General features: G+C 71.9%; 30 protein-coding genes and 1 tRNA gene. 27 read left to right on the top strand and 4 right to left on the bottom strand.

Annotation, left to right across the window (positions count from 1 at the left end; genetic code table 11):
• Positions 1 to 13: 13 nt before the first annotated feature.
• Entirely contained in the window at positions 14 to 862 is an 849-nt protein-coding gene (locus tag ABRQ22_RS06785) for a hypothetical protein (protein WP_353709002.1), read from the bottom strand.
• 135 nt (positions 863 to 997) lie between these two features.
• Here ABRQ22_RS06785 and ABRQ22_RS06780 point away from each other — a divergent pair, with 135 nt between their 5' ends.
• Entirely contained in the window at positions 998 to 1513 is a 516-nt protein-coding gene (locus ABRQ22_RS06780; RefSeq protein ID WP_353709001.1) for a hypothetical protein, read from the top strand.
• Between the two features lie 55 nt (positions 1514 to 1568).
• Positions 1569 to 1641: transfer RNA gene (locus tag ABRQ22_RS06775), tRNA-Asn, on the top strand.
• Here ABRQ22_RS06775 and ABRQ22_RS06770 read toward each other — a convergent pair.
• Positions 1603 to 1854 (bottom strand): helix-turn-helix transcriptional regulator, encoded by a 252-nt coding sequence (locus ABRQ22_RS06770; RefSeq protein WP_353709512.1) that lies wholly within the window; start codon positions 1852 to 1854, stop codon positions 1603 to 1605. The genes ABRQ22_RS06775 and ABRQ22_RS06770 overlap by 39 nt on opposite strands.
• A 185-nt stretch (positions 1855 to 2039) precedes the next feature.
• Between ABRQ22_RS06770 and ABRQ22_RS06765 the strand changes: the two genes are divergently transcribed.
• From ABRQ22_RS06765 to ABRQ22_RS06655, 23 genes are all read left to right on the top strand, one after another.
• Positions 2040 to 2210 carry a helix-turn-helix domain-containing protein gene (locus ABRQ22_RS06765; protein WP_353709000.1) on the top strand — a complete coding sequence of 57 codons (171 nt, stop codon included), beginning with the start codon at positions 2040 to 2042 and terminating at the stop codon, positions 2208 to 2210.
• The gene (locus tag ABRQ22_RS06760) at positions 2207 to 2467 is read left to right on the top strand and encodes a hypothetical protein (protein WP_353708999.1); all 261 of its coding nucleotides are present in this window, start codon (positions 2207 to 2209) and stop codon (positions 2465 to 2467) included. The genes ABRQ22_RS06765 and ABRQ22_RS06760 overlap by 4 nt, the downstream gene beginning before the upstream one ends.
• Positions 2468 to 2549: 82 nt before the next feature.
• On the top strand, positions 2550 to 2753 hold the full coding sequence (locus ABRQ22_RS06755; RefSeq protein ID WP_353708998.1) for a hypothetical protein: 204 nt from the start codon (positions 2550 to 2552) through the stop codon (positions 2751 to 2753).
• On the top strand, positions 2750 to 3097 hold the full coding sequence (locus tag ABRQ22_RS06750) for a WhiB family transcriptional regulator (protein ID WP_353708997.1): 348 nt from the start codon (positions 2750 to 2752) through the stop codon (positions 3095 to 3097). The genes ABRQ22_RS06755 and ABRQ22_RS06750 overlap by 4 nt, the downstream gene beginning before the upstream one ends.
• Positions 3094 to 3222 carry a hypothetical protein gene (locus ABRQ22_RS06745; RefSeq protein ID WP_353708996.1) on the top strand — a complete coding sequence of 43 codons (129 nt, stop codon included), beginning with the start codon at positions 3094 to 3096 and terminating at the stop codon, positions 3220 to 3222. Before ABRQ22_RS06750 ends, ABRQ22_RS06745 begins: the two co-directional genes overlap by 4 nt.
• Complete coding sequence (locus ABRQ22_RS06740) at positions 3219 to 3515, top strand: hypothetical protein (RefSeq protein WP_353708995.1); 297 nt, start codon at positions 3219 to 3221, stop codon at positions 3513 to 3515. The genes ABRQ22_RS06745 and ABRQ22_RS06740 overlap by 4 nt, the downstream gene beginning before the upstream one ends.
• Complete coding sequence (locus tag ABRQ22_RS06735; RefSeq protein ID WP_353708994.1) at positions 3512 to 4330, top strand: hypothetical protein; 819 nt, start codon at positions 3512 to 3514, stop codon at positions 4328 to 4330. The genes ABRQ22_RS06740 and ABRQ22_RS06735 overlap by 4 nt, the downstream gene beginning before the upstream one ends.
• 279 nt (positions 4331 to 4609) lie before the next feature.
• Positions 4610 to 4945 carry a hypothetical protein gene (locus tag ABRQ22_RS06730; protein ID WP_353708993.1) on the top strand — a complete coding sequence of 112 codons (336 nt, stop codon included), beginning with the start codon at positions 4610 to 4612 and terminating at the stop codon, positions 4943 to 4945.
• A gap of 26 nt (positions 4946 to 4971) precedes the next feature.
• Entirely contained in the window at positions 4972 to 6594 is a 1623-nt protein-coding gene (locus ABRQ22_RS06725) for a hypothetical protein (protein WP_353708992.1), read from the top strand.
• Positions 6591 to 6785, top strand: a complete 195-nt coding sequence (locus ABRQ22_RS06720; protein ID WP_353708991.1) for a hypothetical protein — start codon at positions 6591 to 6593, stop codon at positions 6783 to 6785. Before ABRQ22_RS06725 ends, ABRQ22_RS06720 begins: the two co-directional genes overlap by 4 nt.
• A 38-nt stretch (positions 6786 to 6823) precedes the next feature.
• Positions 6824 to 7972, top strand: coding sequence for a hypothetical protein (locus ABRQ22_RS06715; RefSeq protein WP_353708990.1), 1149 nt, complete (start codon positions 6824 to 6826; stop codon positions 7970 to 7972).
• Between the two features lie 5 nt (positions 7973 to 7977).
• Positions 7978 to 9591 carry a hypothetical protein gene (locus tag ABRQ22_RS06710; RefSeq protein WP_353708989.1) on the top strand — a complete coding sequence of 538 codons (1614 nt, stop codon included), beginning with the start codon at positions 7978 to 7980 and terminating at the stop codon, positions 9589 to 9591.
• Positions 9592 to 9668: 77 nt separating this feature from the next.
• A complete protein-coding gene (locus ABRQ22_RS06705) occupies positions 9669 to 10055 on the top strand; it encodes a hypothetical protein (RefSeq protein WP_353708988.1) in 387 nt (128 codons plus the stop codon).
• Positions 10052 to 10420 (top strand): hypothetical protein, encoded by a 369-nt coding sequence (locus ABRQ22_RS06700; RefSeq protein WP_353708987.1) that lies wholly within the window; start codon positions 10052 to 10054, stop codon positions 10418 to 10420. The genes ABRQ22_RS06705 and ABRQ22_RS06700 overlap by 4 nt, the downstream gene beginning before the upstream one ends.
• Positions 10421 to 10425: 5 nt before the next feature.
• On the top strand, positions 10426 to 10842 hold the full coding sequence (locus tag ABRQ22_RS06695) for a hypothetical protein (protein ID WP_353708986.1): 417 nt from the start codon (positions 10426 to 10428) through the stop codon (positions 10840 to 10842).
• A 1-nt stretch (position 10843) separates the two neighbouring features.
• On the top strand, positions 10844 to 11335 hold the full coding sequence (locus ABRQ22_RS06690; RefSeq protein WP_353708985.1) for a hypothetical protein: 492 nt from the start codon (positions 10844 to 10846) through the stop codon (positions 11333 to 11335).
• A gap of 3 nt (positions 11336 to 11338) precedes the next feature.
• The gene (locus ABRQ22_RS06685; RefSeq protein ID WP_353708984.1) at positions 11339 to 12802 is read left to right on the top strand and encodes a hypothetical protein; all 1464 of its coding nucleotides are present in this window, start codon (positions 11339 to 11341) and stop codon (positions 12800 to 12802) included.
• Complete coding sequence (locus ABRQ22_RS06680; RefSeq protein ID WP_353708983.1) at positions 12799 to 13824, top strand: hypothetical protein; 1026 nt, start codon at positions 12799 to 12801, stop codon at positions 13822 to 13824. Before ABRQ22_RS06685 ends, ABRQ22_RS06680 begins: the two co-directional genes overlap by 4 nt.
• Positions 13821 to 14906, top strand: coding sequence for a hypothetical protein (locus ABRQ22_RS06675; protein ID WP_353708982.1), 1086 nt, complete (start codon positions 13821 to 13823; stop codon positions 14904 to 14906). The genes ABRQ22_RS06680 and ABRQ22_RS06675 overlap by 4 nt, the downstream gene beginning before the upstream one ends.
• Positions 14907 to 14916: 10 nt before the next feature.
• Positions 14917 to 15669, top strand: coding sequence for an N-acetylmuramoyl-L-alanine amidase (locus ABRQ22_RS06670; protein WP_353708981.1), 753 nt, complete (start codon positions 14917 to 14919; stop codon positions 15667 to 15669).
• A gap of 20 nt (positions 15670 to 15689) precedes the next feature.
• Positions 15690 to 15890 (top strand): hypothetical protein, encoded by a 201-nt coding sequence (locus ABRQ22_RS06665; protein ID WP_353708980.1) that lies wholly within the window; start codon positions 15690 to 15692, stop codon positions 15888 to 15890.
• A complete protein-coding gene (locus ABRQ22_RS06660; RefSeq protein ID WP_353708979.1) occupies positions 15887 to 16141 on the top strand; it encodes a hypothetical protein in 255 nt (84 codons plus the stop codon). Before ABRQ22_RS06665 ends, ABRQ22_RS06660 begins: the two co-directional genes overlap by 4 nt.
• A 61-nt stretch (positions 16142 to 16202) precedes the next feature.
• On the top strand, positions 16203 to 16436 hold the full coding sequence (locus ABRQ22_RS06655; RefSeq protein ID WP_353708978.1) for a hypothetical protein: 234 nt from the start codon (positions 16203 to 16205) through the stop codon (positions 16434 to 16436).
• Between the two features lie 70 nt (positions 16437 to 16506).
• Here ABRQ22_RS06655 and ABRQ22_RS06650 read toward each other — a convergent pair whose 3' ends face one another.
• Both ABRQ22_RS06650 and ABRQ22_RS06645 read right to left on the bottom strand, forming a co-directional pair.
• The gene (locus ABRQ22_RS06650; RefSeq protein ID WP_353708977.1) at positions 16507 to 17298 is read right to left on the bottom strand and encodes a tyrosine-type recombinase/integrase; all 792 of its coding nucleotides are present in this window, start codon (positions 17296 to 17298) and stop codon (positions 16507 to 16509) included.
• 79 nt (positions 17299 to 17377) lie between these two features.
• A complete protein-coding gene (locus tag ABRQ22_RS06645) occupies positions 17378 to 17548 on the bottom strand; it encodes a hypothetical protein (RefSeq protein ID WP_353708976.1) in 171 nt (56 codons plus the stop codon).
• 900 nt (positions 17549 to 18448) lie between these two features.
• Here ABRQ22_RS06645 and ABRQ22_RS06640 point away from each other — a divergent pair.
• Both ABRQ22_RS06640 and ABRQ22_RS06635 read left to right on the top strand, forming a co-directional pair.
• Positions 18449 to 18760: a hypothetical protein gene (locus tag ABRQ22_RS06640; RefSeq protein ID WP_353708975.1), complete on the top strand. Its 312-nt coding sequence runs from the start codon at positions 18449 to 18451 to the stop codon at positions 18758 to 18760.
• Positions 18757 to 19212, top strand: a complete 456-nt coding sequence (locus ABRQ22_RS06635) for a hypothetical protein (protein WP_353708974.1) — start codon at positions 18757 to 18759, stop codon at positions 19210 to 19212. The genes ABRQ22_RS06640 and ABRQ22_RS06635 overlap by 4 nt, the downstream gene beginning before the upstream one ends.
• Positions 19213 to 19463 lie beyond the last annotated feature (251 nt).

Here is a 19463-nt window from a genome sequence, read left to right as displayed (position 1 = left end):
GGCTCGACTCCGGTCAGTAGGTCACGACCACGGTCGGCGCGTCCTGGCCCGGCGTACCGGTGGTGGCGCCGGAGCTCGGTGCCGACCGCGCGGACGCGCCCCCCAGCGTCAGGTTGACGAAGGGCAGGCTGCCGGGCACGGAGAGCGTCGCCTCGGAGTACGTCACCGATCCGCTCGGGAAGACGTTCAGGCGTGCTCCCCAAGCCTTCAGGACGTGGTCGATCGGGTGGTAGCAGCCCCCCGACCCGTCCGCCAGCCGCAGGACGGTGATCCCGACCGCGCGCAGCCCGAACTCGTCCATGCGCCACACGGGGCCGCCGGAGTCCCCGGCGAGAGTCGTCGCCGTGTGACAGACGAGGACCCCGCCGTACTGGGGGTGGTACCCCCAGAACCTGATCCGCCCCTCCTGCCAGCCGCTCGTCACGCCCATCTTGCCGACGAGCGCGTCCCTGCTCTGCGCGCTCGTCCGCATGATTCCCGTCACCCTGCCGTCGCCGGGTGTCGCGCCCGTGCGCGGGTCGACGACCATCTGGTACAGCCCCACGCCGCCGGAGGCGCGGACCAGCGCTGTATCCGTGTTCGGGTACGTCTTCGCATAGGCGACCGCGCCCCAGGGTGCGTCGGTGCCGAACACCGTGGTCCCCGGCGTGGCGCAGTGCCCGGCCGTCACCGGGAAGGAACCGCTGGTCCCGGTGATGGTGTAGGAGCCGGTGCACAGGACGCCCGAGCGGGGACCGCCGAAGTACATCGGGTGACCTGCACGGTAGGCGTACGAGAGCGCCGCGCTCGGCATCGCGGCGAGCACGATGCACAACACCGCGACGACCGCCGTCACGAATCCTGCAGCCGTCCTCATGATCATGGTCCGTCCCCCTCGCCCGTGAAGCTCGCCTCCTCGGATGCTCGCTGCTCTCGGGCGGATCGGCCAGCGGAGGAGCACCGGGCTCGTCGACCGAGCTGCGTACGGCCCCCACCTTCGAGCCGCTACGGTGGGGACGTGTCCTGGTTCCGCCGTCCCAGCCTGCCCGACCCGGTCCGCCGGTCGCTCGACGTCCCGGCGAGCGATCGCGTGCTCGCCTCGGCCGAGCTGGCCGACGGCTCGTGGGCGGTCGCGACCCGCACCGAGCTCCTCACGAGCGACGCGACCGGCAGGACGGTCGCGCGACGCCCGTGGTCGGACGTCGACCGCGCGGGCTACGTGCCGGAGACGGCCACGATCACCGTCTCGTGGGTCGACGGCGCTCCTGCGCTGACCCTCACGCTCGCCGACCCGCGTCGCACGTCGCTCGCCCAGACGCTGCGCGAGCGCGTCCAGTCGTCGGTGGTGCTCTCCGAGACCGTGACGTTCGCCGCAGGGCTCACCGCCCGGGTCGCGGTGCGCCGGGACGGGGAGGGCGAGCTCTTCTCGCAGGTCGTCGCCGACCCCGGCGTCGACCTGACGGCCCCGGAGGTGACGGCCCGCGTGGACGCCGCCGAGGGCCGGGTCCGGTCGGCGTCCGGACTACCCCTCTGAGCCTGCTAGAGTTTTCCCCGGTCGCTGCGGTGCACACCGCGACGGCCGTGATCGATCCCGCGTAGCTCAGCTGGCAGAGCATCCGACTGTTAATCGGACGGTCGTTGGTTCAAGTCCAACCGCGGGAGCCCCTCACCCCCGCCCGGGTCACCCTGGGCGGGGGTTTCTCCGTCTCGGAGCCACCGGTACGGCACTCCGGTCCGCATCGCCCATAGGCGGATGGTCTGGGCGCTCGGCGTGATCCGCCCGTTGATCCACGTCCCGACCGTGTTCCTGCTGACCTCCAGGTAATCGGCCATGTCCTGGACGCCGATGCCCGTGAGGCGAAGCGACTTACGCATGCGGTCCGCCAGGTCTGGCTCCAGGTCGGCCGCGGTGAAGACGCGCGTTCCCGTGTCGATGCTCATGCAACGAGCATTGCACGCGCAAAGCGGCGAATCAAGGGTGAAACCGGCATGCACGTCCGTCGTGCATTGACAGGTACCGTGCAATGCACGATGCTTCCGGCATGGCAGATCATCGAGACATGACGAGCACGGAAGCGTGCGCCGTCCTCAAGATCGACCGGTCGACGCTCGTTCGGTGGGTCCGTGCCGGTCGGATCGCGCCGACATACAAGTACCCCCGCTCGAACGGTGCCTACCTCTTCGACCGTGTCGCGGTGGAGGCTCTCGCCGCTGAGCGGAGGGCATCGTGAGCGCCTCGTCGAGCAAGCCGGCCGTGGCGAAGGTTCCGTTCACGGACCCGCTCGCCGAGCCGTGGTACTCGTGCGACGGCTACGACGAGGACGGCGCTCCTGTGTCGCTCGCGTGGCACCGGTCATGGCGCGAGGCCATGGCGCGAGCGAACGTGCTTGCGCTTCCGCCGGCGGTCGCGCACGCGGAGCTCGTGCGGACGTTGCGCGAGCTCGCGGCCGCCGGCGTCGTCGAGTTCGTCGTGGAGCCGACGTGCTGAGCGTCGTCCTGGTCGTGCTCGCCGGCTTCGTGATCGCCGCCTGCCTTGAGCGGGCGCGTGAGCTCGACGAGCGGAGCCGGCGGTGAGCGACGAGCAGCCCGAGTCGGGTCAGACCGTGGCCCTGTGGTGCCACGTGTGCCAGCGGTTCGTCGAGCATCACGCCGCGTTCGTGGACAACGGCGTGCGCAAGACGCGCGACGGCAAGACGCGCAAGCTCCCGCGCGTGCTGCACGTGACGCCGGCCGTCCTCGCGAAGCACCGCGAGACGCACGGGAGCACCTCGTGACGGCGTCGTGGCGGTCCGAGGCCGCGTGCCTGGACATGCCGGATGCCGAGGACGTGTTCTTCCCAGCGTCGGACGTGCCGTCGGCCTACGAGCGGGCGCGCGCGGTGTGCGCCGGCTGCCCGGTGGCCGCGCTGTGCCTCGCGGACGCGCTCGCCGTCGAGCCGCGCGCGAAGCGCTACGGCATGTTCGGCGGCAAGACGCCCGACGAGCGCCGTGCCCTCGCGGCGAAGTGCGGTGATCGCGCCGGCACCGAGGAGGGCTACCAGCGACACCGCGCCGCAGGCGAGCGCCCGTGCCATGCGTGCACGGGCGCCCACGGCGCGGCGATCCGGTACGCGTCGTGACGGCCGCGACGGAGCCCGACGACCGCCGGCGCGCCCGGTACGTCGCGGCGTACACGGAGCGCTACGGGCGCCCGCCGGCGCACCTGCCCGAGTACACGCCTCGCGTGCCGAGGACGGCCCGGTGAGCGGCTCGCGCGCGTTCGGGTGGGCACGGGACGAGTGGCGGCGCATCCGTGACGAGTACGAGCTCTACCGCGAGCGGCAGTACGCGGCCGCGGTCGAGGCGTGCAACTGCATCTTGCTCAACCGCGAGGCGATCGCCGCCGGCGTCGACGAGTTCTCACTGTTCATCGGCCGTCGCGACCGCGCGGAGCGGTGGGCGTCGGAAGAGCTCCTCGCCTGGTGGCGCGAGCACCCACACCTCACGTTCGCCGAGTTCGAGGCGGCCGCGTTCGAGTACATGGAGGTCCCGGCATGAGCCTCGGGAAGCCGGCCCTGGGGTCGGACAGGTACGCCCGCCAACGGCCACGGAAGCCGGCCCCGCCGGCACGCTCGAAGCCCTACGACGACGCGCCGCGGGTGCCGGTCGCCGGGTGGAAGACGACGCAGCTCGTCACTTCGCTGGAGAACGCCGGCTGGGGTGAGCTGCACGGCCGTTCGATGCAGGGCGTGCGCTCGACGCTGCACGCGCTCGTCGCGGCGCTGCCGTTCGGCTCGGGCGCGGGCAAGGCGACCGTGGCCGACATCGCGGCGCGTGCCGGCCTCACGACGAAGTGGGTAGCGCGCTGCCTGCGCCTGCTGGAGGACCTCGGCGTGATCGAGTGGACCCGCGGTGGCATCACGATTGAGTCCGCCTCGAAGCGCTACGGGACGCCCGGGTGGATCCGCATCGTCAAGACGCGCCTGGTGGACCTCATCGTGGCCGCGCGACCGCTCAACGACGCGCGCCAGGCGCAGCACCGCGCCGAGACGCTCGCTCGCATTCGCGAGATCAAGACGAAGTACACCCGGACGAGGATCAAGAACCAGCGTTCGCGCAGGTCAGACCATGTGGAACTGAGCGCCCACCCCACCCCCCTACGGGGAGGGACCGGCGGGCTGGAGCCCCGCCCGGGCGTCCCGCCCACCTCTACAGACTCTCAGGAGCACGCTCCGCGTGCCGTTCCCGAAGCGGCGCAAGCGCCGCGCGGGTACGGATCGAGCGCAGACCTCATGCTCCCGACCTCCGACGTTGCTCCTCCGGCCGAGGCTCGCGCCATGCGCGAGCTCCTGCGCAGGAAGACCCGCCGATGAACGATCCGCTCCTGTGCGAGCACGGCTACGAGCGACACCGGCGCACGCGCGCCGGTGAGTCCGTGTGCCCGTACTGCCGGCGTCTCGCCCGTGCGGCACGAGCCGCACAAGCAGCCCGGACGACGCCGAGGCCGGCGACCCCTCGCCTTGACCATGCGGCTCTCGCCGCGCACGACGACACCCTGTGGTCCGACGACGACCTCACCGACGAGCCCGAGCCTCGCGCCCGCGTGCTCGACCTCGCCGCAGCTCGTCGCGCTCGCCGTGGAGGTGCCACCGGTGGCCGGTAGGTCCTGGTCCGGCCGGACCGTCACGACGGCCCGCGCGTACTGGCGCGGCAGGCTCCTCGCCGCGGGTGCCCTGCCGTGCTGGCGGTGCGGCCGCGCGCTCACGGTCCGGTCTCGCTGGACCGTGGGCCACCTGGTGTCCCGGCACGCCGGCGGATCGGTCACCGACCCGGCCAACCAGTGGGTCGAGTGCGCGCTCTGCAACTTCCGCGCCGGCGGCCGCGACGGCGCCGCGATCACGAACGCACGACGCAAGCCGACGACCAAGCCGCGCACGGCCGCACCCGTGCGCGGCACCGAGAAGGATCGAGGGATCAGGGGATGGTAAGAGGCATCGATGAGCATCGATACGCGATGAATGTCCTTTTTGAGACGAGCGCGGAAGCCCACGCCTATCGACCCCTCACTTTCTCTCCCCACGGGGGAGGCGACGCCTCGCCGGTCCCGCCTCTGCGCGAGCCGCGCGGCCGCCGGCACTGCGTCCCGCTGCACGCGACGCCGGCGCCCGCCGACGTCGACCTGTCCGAGCTCGTCGCCGGCGCCGCCCTCCTCGGCTTCCGCCCGTCGCCGCACCAGGAGCGGTTCGGGCGGATCGTCGGCGCCGTCGGGCCGGACGGACTGCCGGCGCACCGTCGCATGGCGAAGACCGAGCCGCGCCGGTCCGGGAAGACCGAGGGCTTGCTGGCCCTCGCGGTCGGGCGGTGCGCGACCCGCGCCGACTACTACGTGGCGTTCTCGGCGCAGTCGGGCAAGAAGGGCCGCGACCGGTTCCTGAAGATGGCCGTTGCGCTCGACCGGTGGGACCCGTGCGCGCGCCCGTCGCGCACGAACCCGGACGGGTGCTCGCGCGACCACGTGCACCGCCGCATCTACCGGTCCAACGGCGGCGAGCGGATCGAGTGGGCCAACGGGTCCGTGTTCATGGTGCTCCCGCCCGACCCGGAGCTCTACCGCGGCGAGGAGTACCACCTCATCATCCTGGACGAGGCGCAGGAGATCACGGACGACGAGATCGCGTCCGAGCTCCTCGGCGGGATCAACCCGACGATGGACACCGTGCCCGAGGCACAGCTCATCGTCGCGGGCACCGCGGGCAAGGTCCGCGCCGGCCTCCTGTGGTCCTCGCTGGAGAAGGGCCGCGCCGGCACGTGGGCGATCCTGGAGTACGCCGCGCCCGAGCACGCCGAGCCGGTCGTGATCGACCCGGCCCGGCCCGACGACGAGCCCGTGCTCAACGTCGCGACGCTCGAAGCCGCGCACCCCGGCGTCGGCACGCTCACCACCGTGGAGATCATCCGCGGCAACTTCGACGACCTGTCGCTGGTCGACTACCAGCGCGAGTACCTCGGGCAGTGGCCCCCGGACCTGTCCGTCTCGGCGATCGACCCCGCGCACTGGACCGCGGCCGTCGCCGACATGCCGGCGACGCGTGGCGCCCGGGTCGGGCTCGCGTTCGACGTCGCGCCGGACGGGTCCTCGGCGTCGCTCGCCTGCGCGTGGCGCGACGACGACGGCCACGCCTACGTCGAGCTCCTCGCGCACCGGACCGGCGTGTCCTGGCTCCCCGCCGAGGCGTACCGCGTCGCCCGGGACGCGCGCGTGGCGATCGCCTACGACGTGATCGGGCAGAACACGAACCCGGCCGACGTCATCTCTCGCCGGCGCCCGCCCGTGAAGCTCGCGCCGATGAACATGAAGGACATGCAGGGCGCCACCCAGCGGTTCGTGTCCTCGCTCGCCGACGGCACCGTGCACCACTTCGACCAGAAGGACCTCACGATCGCCGCCGGTGGCGTCGGGTGGCGCAACGTCTCGGGCGAGTCCGCGCGGCTCTTCGGGCACAAGGCGTCTCCCGTGGCGATCACGCCACTGACCGCGGCCGCGCTCGCGCTGTGGTCCTACGACAAGCAGACCGCGCGCCGCCGGCGCGCCCGGCCCCCGGTCCGGCCCACCGAGACGAAGGGACGCGCGGCATGAGCTACCGGCACGACCAGGGCGCGACGTGCGTCGTCGGCATCTGCGACGTCTGCGACCGCCGATGGATCGCCGGCGACCTCGACGCCTCGCGCGCGCTCGCCCGCGCGCACGAGATCGCCGTGCACCCCGGCGCGACGTCGGCCCGCGACGCGCTCAACACGGCGAGGTACAGGTCCCGCCGGCACGCGTGATTCGTCGAGCGTCATAGGCGTTCGCACGATTGGGGCTCATGGCGTTCTGGAAGCGGAAGCTGCGCGAGGTCGAGAGCATCGCGAACTACGCGGGACAGCCCGGCGTGAAGAGCCGGCTACGGCCGGCGACCCCGCACAGTGAGAACACGCTCCGGTCCGTCGCCTACGCCGACATCCTCGGCGTGGAGCACGCGCCGATCACCCGCGACGAGGCGATCACCGTTCCGGCCGTCGCGGCCGGCCGCTGGCTCATCTGCAACCCGCTGTCCCGGCAGCCGCTACGCGCCTACACCGCCGAGACCGACCCGACAACCGGGGACCCGGTCCTCGCCGCCGACCAGCCGGCGTGGCTCGCCTACACCGGCGGGATCACCCCGTGGCAGTTCCGCACGATGCACACGCTCGACGACCTGATCTTCGAGGGCTGGTCCCTGTGGCGCGTCACCCGCGACGCGACGGCCGGGTGGACGACGTCCGAGGGCGAGTTCGTCGGCGCGATCACCGGCGCCGTGCGCGTGCCGCTCGACCGGTGGGACTTCGACGCCGACGACCAGGTCGTGATCGACGGCATCGTCCAGGACCACCTCGACGTGATCCTGTTCCAGTCGCCCATGGACCCGCTGCTCCTGTCGGGCCGGCGCACGATCCGCGGCGCCCGGATGCTTGAAGACCAGTGGGTCAAGGGCCTGGACGCCGTCCCGGTCATGGAGATCAAGCAGACCGAGGACATCGAGCTTGAGGACTCCAGCGACGCCGACGCCGACCCCGAGGCCGCCGAGGCGTTCGACGAGGCCAAGCAGATCGTGGATGACTACGTGGCCGCGCGCCGGCAGCCCAACGGCGCCGTCGTGTTCACGCCCTACGGGTACGAGCTCGTGCCGCACGGCGCGGTCCAGCCCGACATGTACGTCAACGGGCGCAACTTCCAGGTGCTCGACGTCGCGCGCCACCTCGCGCTGCCCCCGCACCTCATGGGCGCGTCGCAGGTCGCGGCGTCGCTCACCTACAACAGCACCGAGAACGGGCGGTCCGACTACCGCGACCTGGTGCAGACCGGGTGGGCCATGGCCCTTGAGGCGCGCCTGTCCATGGACGACGTCGTGCCGCCCGGCGTGCGCGTCGCGTTCGACCTGTCCGACCTCGCCGAACGGCCGGACGACGGCCTGGCACCGATCACGGAGGACTGACCACCATGACGAGCTCGATTCGCGCGGCCGGCCGGCTGCTCACCGCGTCCGTCGACGACCGCACGCTGACCTACCTCCTGCTGCCCTACGGCGAGCAGGGCCGGACCAACGTCGGGCGCGTCACCGCGTCCGCCGGCGTCGTGACACTCCCGCCCGACCCCACGCAGCTCGTCGCGAACATGGAGCACGACCGCACCCGGCCCGCCGCCCGGTTCCTGTCCGTCGAGGAGACCGCGGCCGGCCTCACCGCGTCCGTGCGCGTCCTGCCGACGAGCACCGGTGACGACCTCCTCGTGGAGGCGTCCGAGGGCGTGCGGACCGGTATCTCCGTCGAGCTCGACGGCGCCGTGATCCGCGGCGGCCGGCTGCTGGCCGGCGAGCTCACCGGCGCCGGGTTCTGCACCGCGCCGGCGTTCCCGTCGGCCCAGCTCGTCGCGTCCGACTTCGGCGAGACCGTCACGACCGACACGACCACGACCGTCGAGCACGACGACGGATCGCAGAGCACCACGACCGAGCACCGCGAGACGACCTACGAGTACACCGACGCCGGCGCGCCCGCCGACGTCGACGACGACCCCGAGCCGGACGCCGAGCCGGACGACACCGAGGAGGACCAGACCGTGACCGCACGACTGCACAACCGGCCGGCGACCAAGCCCGGCGACAGCCTCGCCGCGGCGCGGACGACGAGCGCCACGACCACCCAGCTCCGCGCGTCCGAGGTCTTCCGCAACCTCGCGTCCGCCGGCCTTGAGCCGCGCCAGCTCCTCGCCGCGCTCGACCAGGTCTCGCAGGCCGACGCGTTCGACGTGACGACCGTCCCGCAGTACCTCGGCGAGGTCTGGTCCGGCGTCGAGTACGTCCCCGAGTTCACGCCCCTGGTCGGCCACGCCGACCTCACGTCCGGAAAGATCATCGGCTGGCGGTTCGTCCCCGGGAAGACCCCGGTCGTGGGCGACTGGACCGGCGGTGGCACCGAGGTCCCGTCCAACGAGGTCGACCTGGAGCCCGTCGAGGCGACCGCGGCGCGGATCGCCGCCGGCTGGAACGTCGACCGCATCCACCGCGACTTCCCGAACCCCGAGTTCTGGGCCGCGTTCTTCCGCCTCGCCAACGAGGACTACAAGCGCAAGGTCGACGCCAAGGTGGGCACGCACCTCCTCGCCACGGCGTCGTCCACCGAGGTCGAGTTCGACCCCGACGTGGTCCCGACCGGCGTCTCCGAGGCCGCCGCCAAGATCGTCAAGGGCATGCTGCGCCTCAAGGCCACCCAGAAGGGCCGGGCGCAGTGGGCCATCCTCGGCGAGGACCTCTACGAGCAGTGGCTCTACACCCGCGCCGACGACGCCCTGGCCTACCTCCAGGTGGCCCTCGGGCTCGGGCAGAACGCGATCGAGGGCATCAACGTCGTGGGCACCTCGGCCGTCCCCGACGGCACGGTCCGCGTCGGCGTGCGCGCCGCCAACACGCTCCACGAGCTCGGCGGCGCGTCCCCGCTGCGCGTGTCCACCGAGGACCTCGCCGTCGGCAACCTCACCGAGGCCGTCTACGGGTACTACGGGATCATGCGCCACGACGCCGGCGGCGTCGTGCGCGTCGTGGACGCGGCCCCGTGATCCCCGGCGCCCGGCCGTGACCCCTGCCCGGCCGGGCGCCGGCTTCCCGCCCCGACACCGCGACCCCGGGAGACACCGTGACCGAGCCCGCACCCGACGCCCTCGGCGTCGTCGGATGGGTCGACGCCGACGCCCTGATCGAGACGTCCCCGACGTGGGTGGAGACGACCGACACCGACGACCTGCTGGAGGCGCTGGAGGCCGCGCACGAGCAGTGCCTGGAGTTCCTCAACGGGCGTGTGCCGTGGCGCATCCCGCCCGACGAGGACGCCGGGGAGCCCGGCGTCGCGCCGGCCCGGCTCGTGCTCGCCCAGAAGCTCCAGGCACGCGCGCTCCTGCGCTCCACCTACACCGGCTCCCGCGACGAGATCGGCCCGGACGGCATGACCGTCACCGTCTTCCCGATGGACTGGACCGTGAAGAACCTCCTGCGCCCGCGCCGCGGCCGGCGAGGCCCGCGATGAGCGCGCGAACCGACCTGCACGACGCGCTCAAGGCCGGCCTGCCCTCCACGTACCGCGTCCTGCCCTACCCGACCGACGACCCCGGCCACGTCGCGAAGCCGACCGTCCTCGCCTACCAGCGCACCCTCACGCGCCGGACCGCGTCGCCCGACGGCGTGTGGGACCTCGCGCTGGAGGTCTGGGTCCTCACCAGCGACTCCAACCCCGCCCGCGGTGAGGACGCGCTCGAAGACGCCCTGTGGAAGGTCCTCGGCGTGCTGGACGACCTCCCGTGGCTCGGGATCGCCACCGCCACCCGCGTCGACTTCGAGGGCCGCTTCCCCGCCTACCAGATCACCCTCAACGCCGCAGCCAAGAAGGAGTAGCAGCCATGTCCACCACCGTCCTCGAGGTCGAGCCGATCTTCGGCAAGAACTACGCCGTGATCTGCGCCGCGCTCGACTACCGCAAGCACATCGACTCGTTCGCGCTCGTGCCCCAGACCCAGACCCAGACCTGGCGCGGCGCCGGCAACAACACCCACTCCGACGTCTCCGTGATCGGGTGGAACGTCCAGGCCGGCTACATGCAGGACTGGAAGAGCGAGGACTCGTTCTCCCGCTTCCTCCAGGAGCACGCCGGCGAGACGCTCACCTTCACGTTCGAGCCGCAGGCCGGGGAGGGCACCTCCTGGACCGTCGACGTCGTGATCGTCCCCGGGCAGGTCGGCGGCGCGATCGGATCGCCGCTCAACGTCACCGTCACCCTCGCGTGCGCGACCGACCCCGTCCCGACGTACCCGGCCTGACGTGCCGGCGAAGCTCCGGCTGCGCGATTGGGACCAGCTCTACCAGCGCGCGGCCAAGATGGAGGGCGCGGACGCCCGTGTGCGCGCGGCGCTCACGACGCACGTGCCCTCCATCGCGGCCCGCATCTGGACCGACTCCAGCGCGCTCCGGTACGCCACGACCCGCATGGACCGCGCCGCGCTCGCCGGCACCAAGGTCCGGTCCTCCGCCCGCTCCACGACGTTCACGGGCGCGACCCGACCCCGCATCCCCGGTCTCGACCCGGGCGCCGTCGAGTTCGGCGACGGCCGCCACACCCCGACCACGTACCGCCGACGGTCCCGCAACGGCGGCACCCACCAGGTCACCCGCAACACCCAAGCCCAGCTCCCGCGCCGCGACCGGCGCGGGCGCGTGATCTTCCGGTACGGCCGCGAAGCGATCCGCCGGCAGATGTCCGCCTACGCCCAGACCATCGCCCGCGCGCTCCACGAGCTCCTCGAAGGGAAGTGACCCGTGGCAGACCTCAAGCTCGGCATCATCGTCGACACGGACACCAGGGCCACCAAGCAAGAGTTCTCGTCCCTGCGCCGCGAGATCAAGCGCGAAGCCGACGCCATGGGCGGCGATTGGGAAGCAGCCGCCCAGACGGTCGAGGACGCGCTCCGCGACGCCGGCGCCCGTGACGACCTCATCGACGCGGCACGCCGGATCGGCCGCGAGGGACCGTCCGAGATCGAGAAGCTACAGCGCGCGCTCCGCGACGTCGGCGACGACGCCCGCACCACGTCCGACGACGTCGACGCCGCCGCCCGCGGGATCTCGGACTCGCTCGACGACGCCGCCCGCTCCGTCGCCGACTCGTTCGAGGAGAACGCCCTCACCGCAGACGACGTGTTCGGCGCCGAGCTCAAGGCGGAGATCGTCTCCAACGCGGCCGAGTCCGGCGCCGAGGTCGCGCGCGGCTTGAAGGACGGCTTCGACTCCGAGGACGTCGAGACCATCGTGGACGGCATCTCCGACACGATCGTCTCGGTAGGCACCCTCGGCGGCCCGATCGGCACCGCAGGAGGTCTCGCGGCCGCCACCGCGATGAACCTCATGGTCGGCCCGGCGATCGAGGAGGCCAAGGCGCGCGCCGAGGAGTTCCAGAACTCGTTCACCGACGCGTTCCAGAACATCGCCACGGCCGGCGCCGAGATGGGCCGCGAGCTCGCGATCACGTCCATCGCGGGCGAGTTCGCCGAGGACGCCCAGAAGATGGCCGACGCGACGAAGGTCGCGAACGCCCTCGGCGTCGAGCGCGGCGCCGTGCTGCGCGCCATGGCCGGCGACCAGAAGGCCCTCACCGAGGTCACCGAAGCACACACCGCGGCGACCGAAGAGGCCGTCGAGGTCTGGGACCGCGAAGCCCAGCAGATTCAGGACTACGGCCTCGCGACCGAGGAGACCGCAGCCAAGGCCGACGAGTGGCGCGAGAAGGCGCGCGGGCTCGGCGACGCGATCGGCAACGTCACCTCGGCGTACGAGAACAACACCGACGCCCTCGGCGCCGCGACCGAGGCCGCAGAAGCGAAGGCCGAGGTCGACGCGATCGCGAACCAGCGACTCACCGACCAGGCGCGCGCGCTCGCCGAGTCCACCGGGAAGGCGCAGGAGTTCGAGGTCACCATCGACGGCGCGACCCGCACGTTGGCCGCGATGCCCGACGGCAAGGTGATCGACGTCGAGGCCGAGGGCGTCGAGCTCACCCAGGCCGAGATCGACCGCATCCGCGGCAAGGACGTCTCCGTGCGCGCGCAGGCCACGAACACCGACTGGACCAACCAGGTCCTCAACTCCGTGGCGACCTCGCGCACCGTGCCGTTCTACATGTCCGCCGACTCCTGGCAGGCGCAGCAGGCCGCAGACCGGGCCGCGGCGAGCGTGCGGCCACCGACCGTCCGCGTCAACTTCAGCTACCAAAGGATCGCCGTATGAGCGTCTTCCTGCGCGACCGCGCGGCCGCGCTCGTCCCCGGCGCGCCCACCGTGCGGACCAACCTCGCGACGACGCCACGCGCCGTCACGGGCTCGGCCCTCGCAGCCGGGCTCACGGCCGACCACGGGAGCGGCACAGGAACGTTAGTGCGCAACTCGGGCAACGGCCCCGACGGCCGCGCCGGGTTCGCCCGGTACACCCGCTCCACGGTCTCTGCGGGCACGACCTACACCGTCCGGTATCGCGAGCCGCTCGCGCTGCCTGCCGCCGTCGGGCCATCCACGGTCTACCGCGTGAGCGCGTACCTCCGATCCAGCGTGGCCCGTACCGTGCAGGTCCTCGCCCAGCACGGCTTCGACTCGTTCTGGTTCGACGGCCCGACCACCGCCGTTGCACTCACCGCGAACACCTGGACGCGCGTCTCCGTGCCGCTCGACCAGGACACGACCCCCGGGACCCTGAACGCCGGCCTCGCGATCCGACCGACCGACGGCGCCGGGTCGGCCGGCGCGCAACTCGACGTGGCGTGCCTACTAGTGGAGAGCACGACGGAGCTCCGCCCGTACTTCGACGGGGGCACCCCGTCCGCATGGCCGACCATCGCGTACCGCTGGCAGGCCGTTCCAGACCTGTCCGTCTCGCAGAGCTTCGTCCCCGTCTACGCCGGCCAGCAGGACGTTCCGCTCCTGCTGGAGTACGCCGGCCCGGTCTCGACCCGGCACACGACGCTCGAAGTGATCGGCCGGCCCGACCCGATCCCGGTCCTCGGGCCGGGCGGTCTGCGCTCCGGCACGCTCGACCTCTTCACGCTCGACGCCGCGGCCGCGCACGCGATCGCCGAACTGCACCAGGGCGCCGTCGTCCGGCTCGTCGACACCGAGTACCCCGAGGTCGGCATGGACTACATCGCGACCCGCGTCACGACCTCGCCCGAGCCCGGCCCGGACGTCGTCTTCCTCCAGCGCGACACGCCCCGACGCTGGCGCGTGTCCATCGAGTACGTCGAGGTGGCGCCGTCGTGACCGCCCCCTACCTCGCCCGCGCGACCACGGACCTCGCGACCGGCTACCAGCCCGTGCTCGACGCGACCGCGCAACCGTGGGCGTCGCCCGGGTCGCCCGTGACGCTCGACGTGCTCACCGCCTCCGTCACCGAGGACGAGTCCCTGTCCCCGCGTACTCAGGTCGAGCTCACCGTGGCGTCGACCGCGGCCGTGCGCGCGCTCGACGCCCGCGCCGGCATCTTCCTCCACCTGGAGGCCGGCTACCGGTACTTGGACGGCGTGCTCGACGTCCACCCGTGGCATGCCTACCTGGTCGTGCACGAGCTCGCGCCGATCCCCGAGAACGGCACCGTGGCGATCACCGCGTACTCGCTCGACACGCTCATGCACCTACACCAGCTCCACGAGCTCTACGCCGAGGCGACGCCCTTGGACGACTTCCTGGAGGGCGCCGTGCTGCCCGAGGTGATCCCGTCCGCCTGGTCCGCGCTGCGCGCGATCGACTACGGCACGGTCTCGCCGGCGACGCCGCTCACGGTGCGGTCCATGGACCCGACCATCGTCGCGCCGCCCGCCGAACCGCTGTCGGCCGCGACCGAGGCCGCCGGCGCTATCTGGTACGCCGACCGGACCGGGCTGTGGCGCATCGCCGCCCGGGCGACCGCGACCGGCACGCCCGTGCACACGCTCGCCACCGGCCCCGGCGGGACCGTCACCGACTACGACCCTGTCCTGTCGTTCGACGGCTACGCCAACGCCGTCTACCTCGGCTACGGCGATGACTCCGTGGGGTACGCCGAGCAGACCACCGGCCCGTACCGCGTCGCCGTCGCGCCGCGCGTCACGCTCGCGATCAAGCGCGGGTCGCTCCTGTCGCCGTCGCAGAGCACCCGCAACGCGGCCGCGCTCGCCGTGCTGCGTCGCGTCATCACCTACGGCCGCTCCGAGGAGCTCGTGGCCGCGGCTGCCCTCTGGGTCAAGCCCGGCGACACCGTGACCATCGCACCGGCCGGCGAGAGCTCCTACGCCCGGCTCGTGCGCCGCGTGTCGTTCCGCTTCCCGGGCGGCGACATGACCCTAGCCACCCGCAACCCCACCTAGGAGACACCCCGTGGTCCGCTACATCACCGAGCACGACAGCCCCAACTTCACGCCCGCGGCGAAGTGCCGGGCGCGGTTCGGGCAGCCCCGCACCGTCGAGTCGATCACCATTCACTGGTGGGGCGACCCGGCCACCAAGCCGTCGTTCGACGGCGTCGTGTCCCACCTCTGCCGGCGCGCCGGCACCTCCAGCGCGCACTACGTGATCGACGCCGGCCGCGCCGCGTGCATCGTCGACCCCGACGACGCCGCGTGGCACGCCGGCTCCCGCACCGGGAACGCGACGTCCATCGGGCTGGAGCTCGACCCGCGCGCGACCGACGACGTCTACGCGACGGCGGCCGAGGTGATCGCCGACCTGCGCCGCACCTACGGTGACCTCCCGCTCGTGCCGCACAAGCACTGGAAGAACACCGCCTGCCCTGGTGTGTTCGACCTCGCCCGGCTCGACTCCCTCGCCCGCGGCGTCGCGACGCCCGCCCCGGCGAAGCCGGCCCCCGCGCCCGCGAAGCCGGCCCCCGCGAAGCCGGCACCGGCCCCGACGTCGCCGGCGCTCAAGCGCGGCTCGACCGGCACCCGTGTCGAGCGGCTGCAGCGCACGCTCAAGACGCGCTACCCGCTGTACGCCAAGCACCTCGCGGTCGACGGCGACTACGGCCCCAAGACCGAGGCAGCGGTGCGCGAGTTTCAGTTCCGCGCCGGCCTCGCCGTGGACGGCATCGCCGGACCCGCCACCCACCGAGCCCTCGGGCTCACCTACTGAGAGAAGGAGGGCCGTCCCTCATGACCCAGGAGACGACCACCACCCCGCCCGTCGTCCCGCCCACCGTGCGGACTGTCGCGTACGTCGTCGGGATCGTCGCCGGCCTCGCGGCCGCGCCGTCACTCCTCGCGTTCGACCTACCCGCGTGGGCCGCCGTCGCGGCCGCGGTATCGGGCGCGGCCAACGCCCTCGCGTTCGGCTACAACCCCACGCGGCAGTGACCACCGCCTCGTGGGGATTCGCCGGCGTCGTCGTCGCGCAGCTCGCGACGATCGTCGTCGTGTGGATCAAGACCCGCGCGGCCGCCGCGTCGAGCGCCCGCACCGAGCAGCAGGTCACCCCCAACCACGGATCGTCCATGCGCGACGCGATCGACCGCATCGAACGCCGGCTCGACGACGTCAGCGCCGGGCTCGGGACCGTCCACCGCCGCGTCGACCGGCTCTACGAGCGGTGGGGAGGCGAACGGTAGAACGAACGAGGGCCACGACCGGTTACCCGGTCGTGGCCCTCGCGCCGCTACTGTGACCGCCATGACCACAGCGCTCCGCTACGCACCCATCGTCGCCGCCGTCGCGTCCGTCCTCACGTTCGTCCTCGTCCTCGTCGCGTTCATCATGTGGCGCGCCGAGGTATCCCAGGCCGAGTACGACGAGCGTTTCCAGGCGTGCATGGCCTCCGCGCCTCCGCTCGACCCCGACGACATGGACCCGTACCTGGACGCGGCGACCATGTGCCACGAGTCGCTCGGCTCCAAGATCGGATGAACCACCGCCTGGTTTGCTGACAAATCAGGGTGTCCGTGTGGTCCTTTTTGCACAGGCTGTGGATTTCACGTCACGCGGCCGCGGCCCGCGCAACGGCACGTAGTGCGTCCTGGGGAAGCTGCACGTACCTCTGCGTGGTCTCCGGCTTCGAGTGCCCGAGGAACGCGCCGACGGCGAGCAGGTCCCGCGTGCCGGCGTAGGCGCGCGTCCCGGCCCGGTGGCGGAGCGTGTGCGCGGTCCAGTGATCGGGGAGCAGCCGGGACATGAGCACCGAGACGTGCCCGGCCGACAAGTGCCCGTCGGTGCGGCCCGGGAAGAGCCACCCGCGCGCACGTCGGATAGCGTGCACGAGCTCGTCGTCCACGAGCGGAACCAGGCGCGTCTTCCCGCCCTTGCCCGTCACGTACAGGACGTCGTCGACCAGGTCGCGCGTGTGCACGGTCGCGATCTCCCCGGCCCGCAGCCCGCCGTGCGCGCCGAGGAGCAGGATCAGCCGCTCGCGCTCGTCGGCGAGCCCCAGCGCCCGCTCCAGCACCGCCTCGGGGATCGGTCGCGCCTGCCCCGGCGGGACGCGTACCGGACGCAACATCCGCGACGGGTCCGCCTCCAGGTAGCCCATGCCGTGCATCCACCGGCAGAAGCCGGCGAACACGGACCGCGCGGACTTCCGCGTCTCGGGCGCCCAATCCGGGCGCGACAGCGCGCGCTCTAGGACCTGCAGCGTGATCGTGCGCGGGTCGCCCGTGTGGTCGGCGAGGAGGCGCAGGTAGTGCGCGTGCAGCCGAACCGTCAGCGGCCGACGACCGGCCGCGCGTAGGGACGTGAGGTATTCGTTGGCGTACAGCCCCCATGCATCGTTCATGGGACGGTCGTACCGCTGTGCGATCGCGCGCCGATCGGCGCGTAGCGGGCGAACGTGACCGACCCGGCCGTGAAGTCCGTCACGCGGCATCGAGCCGGCGGCTGCGCTCGACGATCAGGCGGAGGGCCCGCTCGTCGCACCCCTGGCGTACGCCGCAGCTCACGGCGCGGAAGTACACGTCGGCACCATGCCACCCTGCCGCCCGCGTCTCCGCGATCAGTCGCGCCGCGACGGCGCGCTCCGCGCTCACGCGGCACGCTCCACGTCTCGGCCGAGTGACCACGGGCCGATGACCAGCGACGACGTGTAACCGGACGGTCGTAGGTTCAAGTCCTACCGCGGGAGCACGTAGAGAAGGCCCCTGACCTGGGAAGTAACCCGGGTCGGGGGCCTTTCGCGTTGCGCATGGCAACGTGTTGGCAACTGGCCTCCCCAGAGCCCGACCGCAGGCAGGTCGGGCCAGGCAGCGGCGGCAACCGCGAACCTGGCCCTCGGTCGGGCACCTAGTGAGAGGTGCAGACCGTGGGGCACAACCCTACCGATCCCCGGTGCTCGTGTGGAGCGCCCGCGGACGGGACGCTCATCCTCAGCTCGCCTGCGCTTGGTCTCGTGATCGAGCCGTCGTGCATGTCGTGCGGCACTGACGCCCTCGGCACTGCCCGGTGCGACGTGCGGTGGACGCCCGGGATCACGCCCGTCGTGACGACGCGCCTGACGTATCCGGAGCGAGTCCAGTGAGCGCGGCGATCGCCACACCTAGTACGGGATCCCGTACTAGTGCAAATCCGAGATTCCTCGGTTAGCGCCGATGAGAACTGTGCAGCGCCTCTTCGGAACTCCCGAGGAGCGCCGGAAGGGTCGCGTTCGAAACGCGACCCTTCGAGACACTCGTCCCGAATCCAGGACGTCCGCGAGGCAGGAGCCGTGGCGCTATTCCCGAATCCGGGAATACAACGAAGAAGCCCTGCGAGGTGCACCTAGCACTCGCGGAGCGGGATGACCTACGCAGTGCGTAGGTCATCGGTGACCTCGACACCACTCAGGTCACCGATGACCCCTCGATCGAGTCGGCCCCATCCCGATGGCGTCCGCAGAACGGACGTCACCGATGACCTCAGCAGTACTGAGCCCATCTGAGAGGAGCATCATCATGCCTGACAGGACGAACACCATTCCGAAGCCTCCCGCCGAGTGCACCGTTGGCTGGTGTGCGGAAGGCGAGAGCTGCACCTGGGAGCCGGACGGCCCGCATGGCTGGACACGCCACCACGAGGCGCGGATCGACGACGTCGTCTCAATCTTCACCGTCGAGTACCGCTATGGCAGGGAGGATGACGGGCTGCAGGACATCCGCATCGACGTCCTCGACGACGACCTGACCACCCTCGCGGAAATCCGCACGCTGTCGGACGCGCTCGAGGTGGCCGCCGGGATCGTCAGCGGCCACAGGGGCGAGCGATGAGCGTCGTCTGGAACTTTGTAGCGACCAAGCCATCGCTTTCAACGCAGGAGGCCTACGCTCTCGCCGCTCGCACCGGGCTCCGCATGGTCGATCACGACGTCCCCTGCCGCTCGTTCGGCGACAAGTTCGGAGAGGGAGAGTTTCGCGTGATCGGGTCGATGACCTGGAACGTCGCGAGGCAGCGGCTCTCGCTCTTCCTACGGAGCGACGCGACTCGGGATGAGCTCGTGACAGCGATCGCCTACGCCGCCAACTACCGGCTGCGCATGGCAGACACACCAGACCTCGCGCATCGTGCCTGGCGCTTCCGCCCGAACATGGCAGCGGGCCAGCCGTATTACTCCGCACGGATCTGTCGTCCGCTCGCCGACTACGGCGAGGACCTGCAGCTCATCGCACGCATTCCAGATGTCATCCCTACGGAGCTCTCGTCAGGAGTTCCGTCCGTCTGACGGATCGATCTCGACCTCTGAGCCTCGCCAAGGGTGTGCACACTCTGCACCCCCTTGGCGGGCCTGAGCGGTCGATGGGGGGTACGCCAGACGTACCCCACAGGGGTACGCGCTGGGCGCGTAGCCCATCGCTCAGCCTTCTTCCCGACACCGGGAAGAAGGCTGGACAAACAACGGCGCTCCTGCCCCTCAGCCGTGAACCGATGGGGTCCGGTGGCACAGTCCGCGGAACCGGCCGCGGCACCCTCGCC

Source organism: Cellulosimicrobium sp. ES-005, from assembly GCF_040448685.1.
Taxonomy (GTDB): Bacteria; Actinomycetota; Actinomycetes; order Actinomycetales; family Cellulomonadaceae; genus Cellulosimicrobium; species Cellulosimicrobium cellulans_G.
This window is presented reverse-complemented; position numbering and strand designations above follow the sequence as displayed.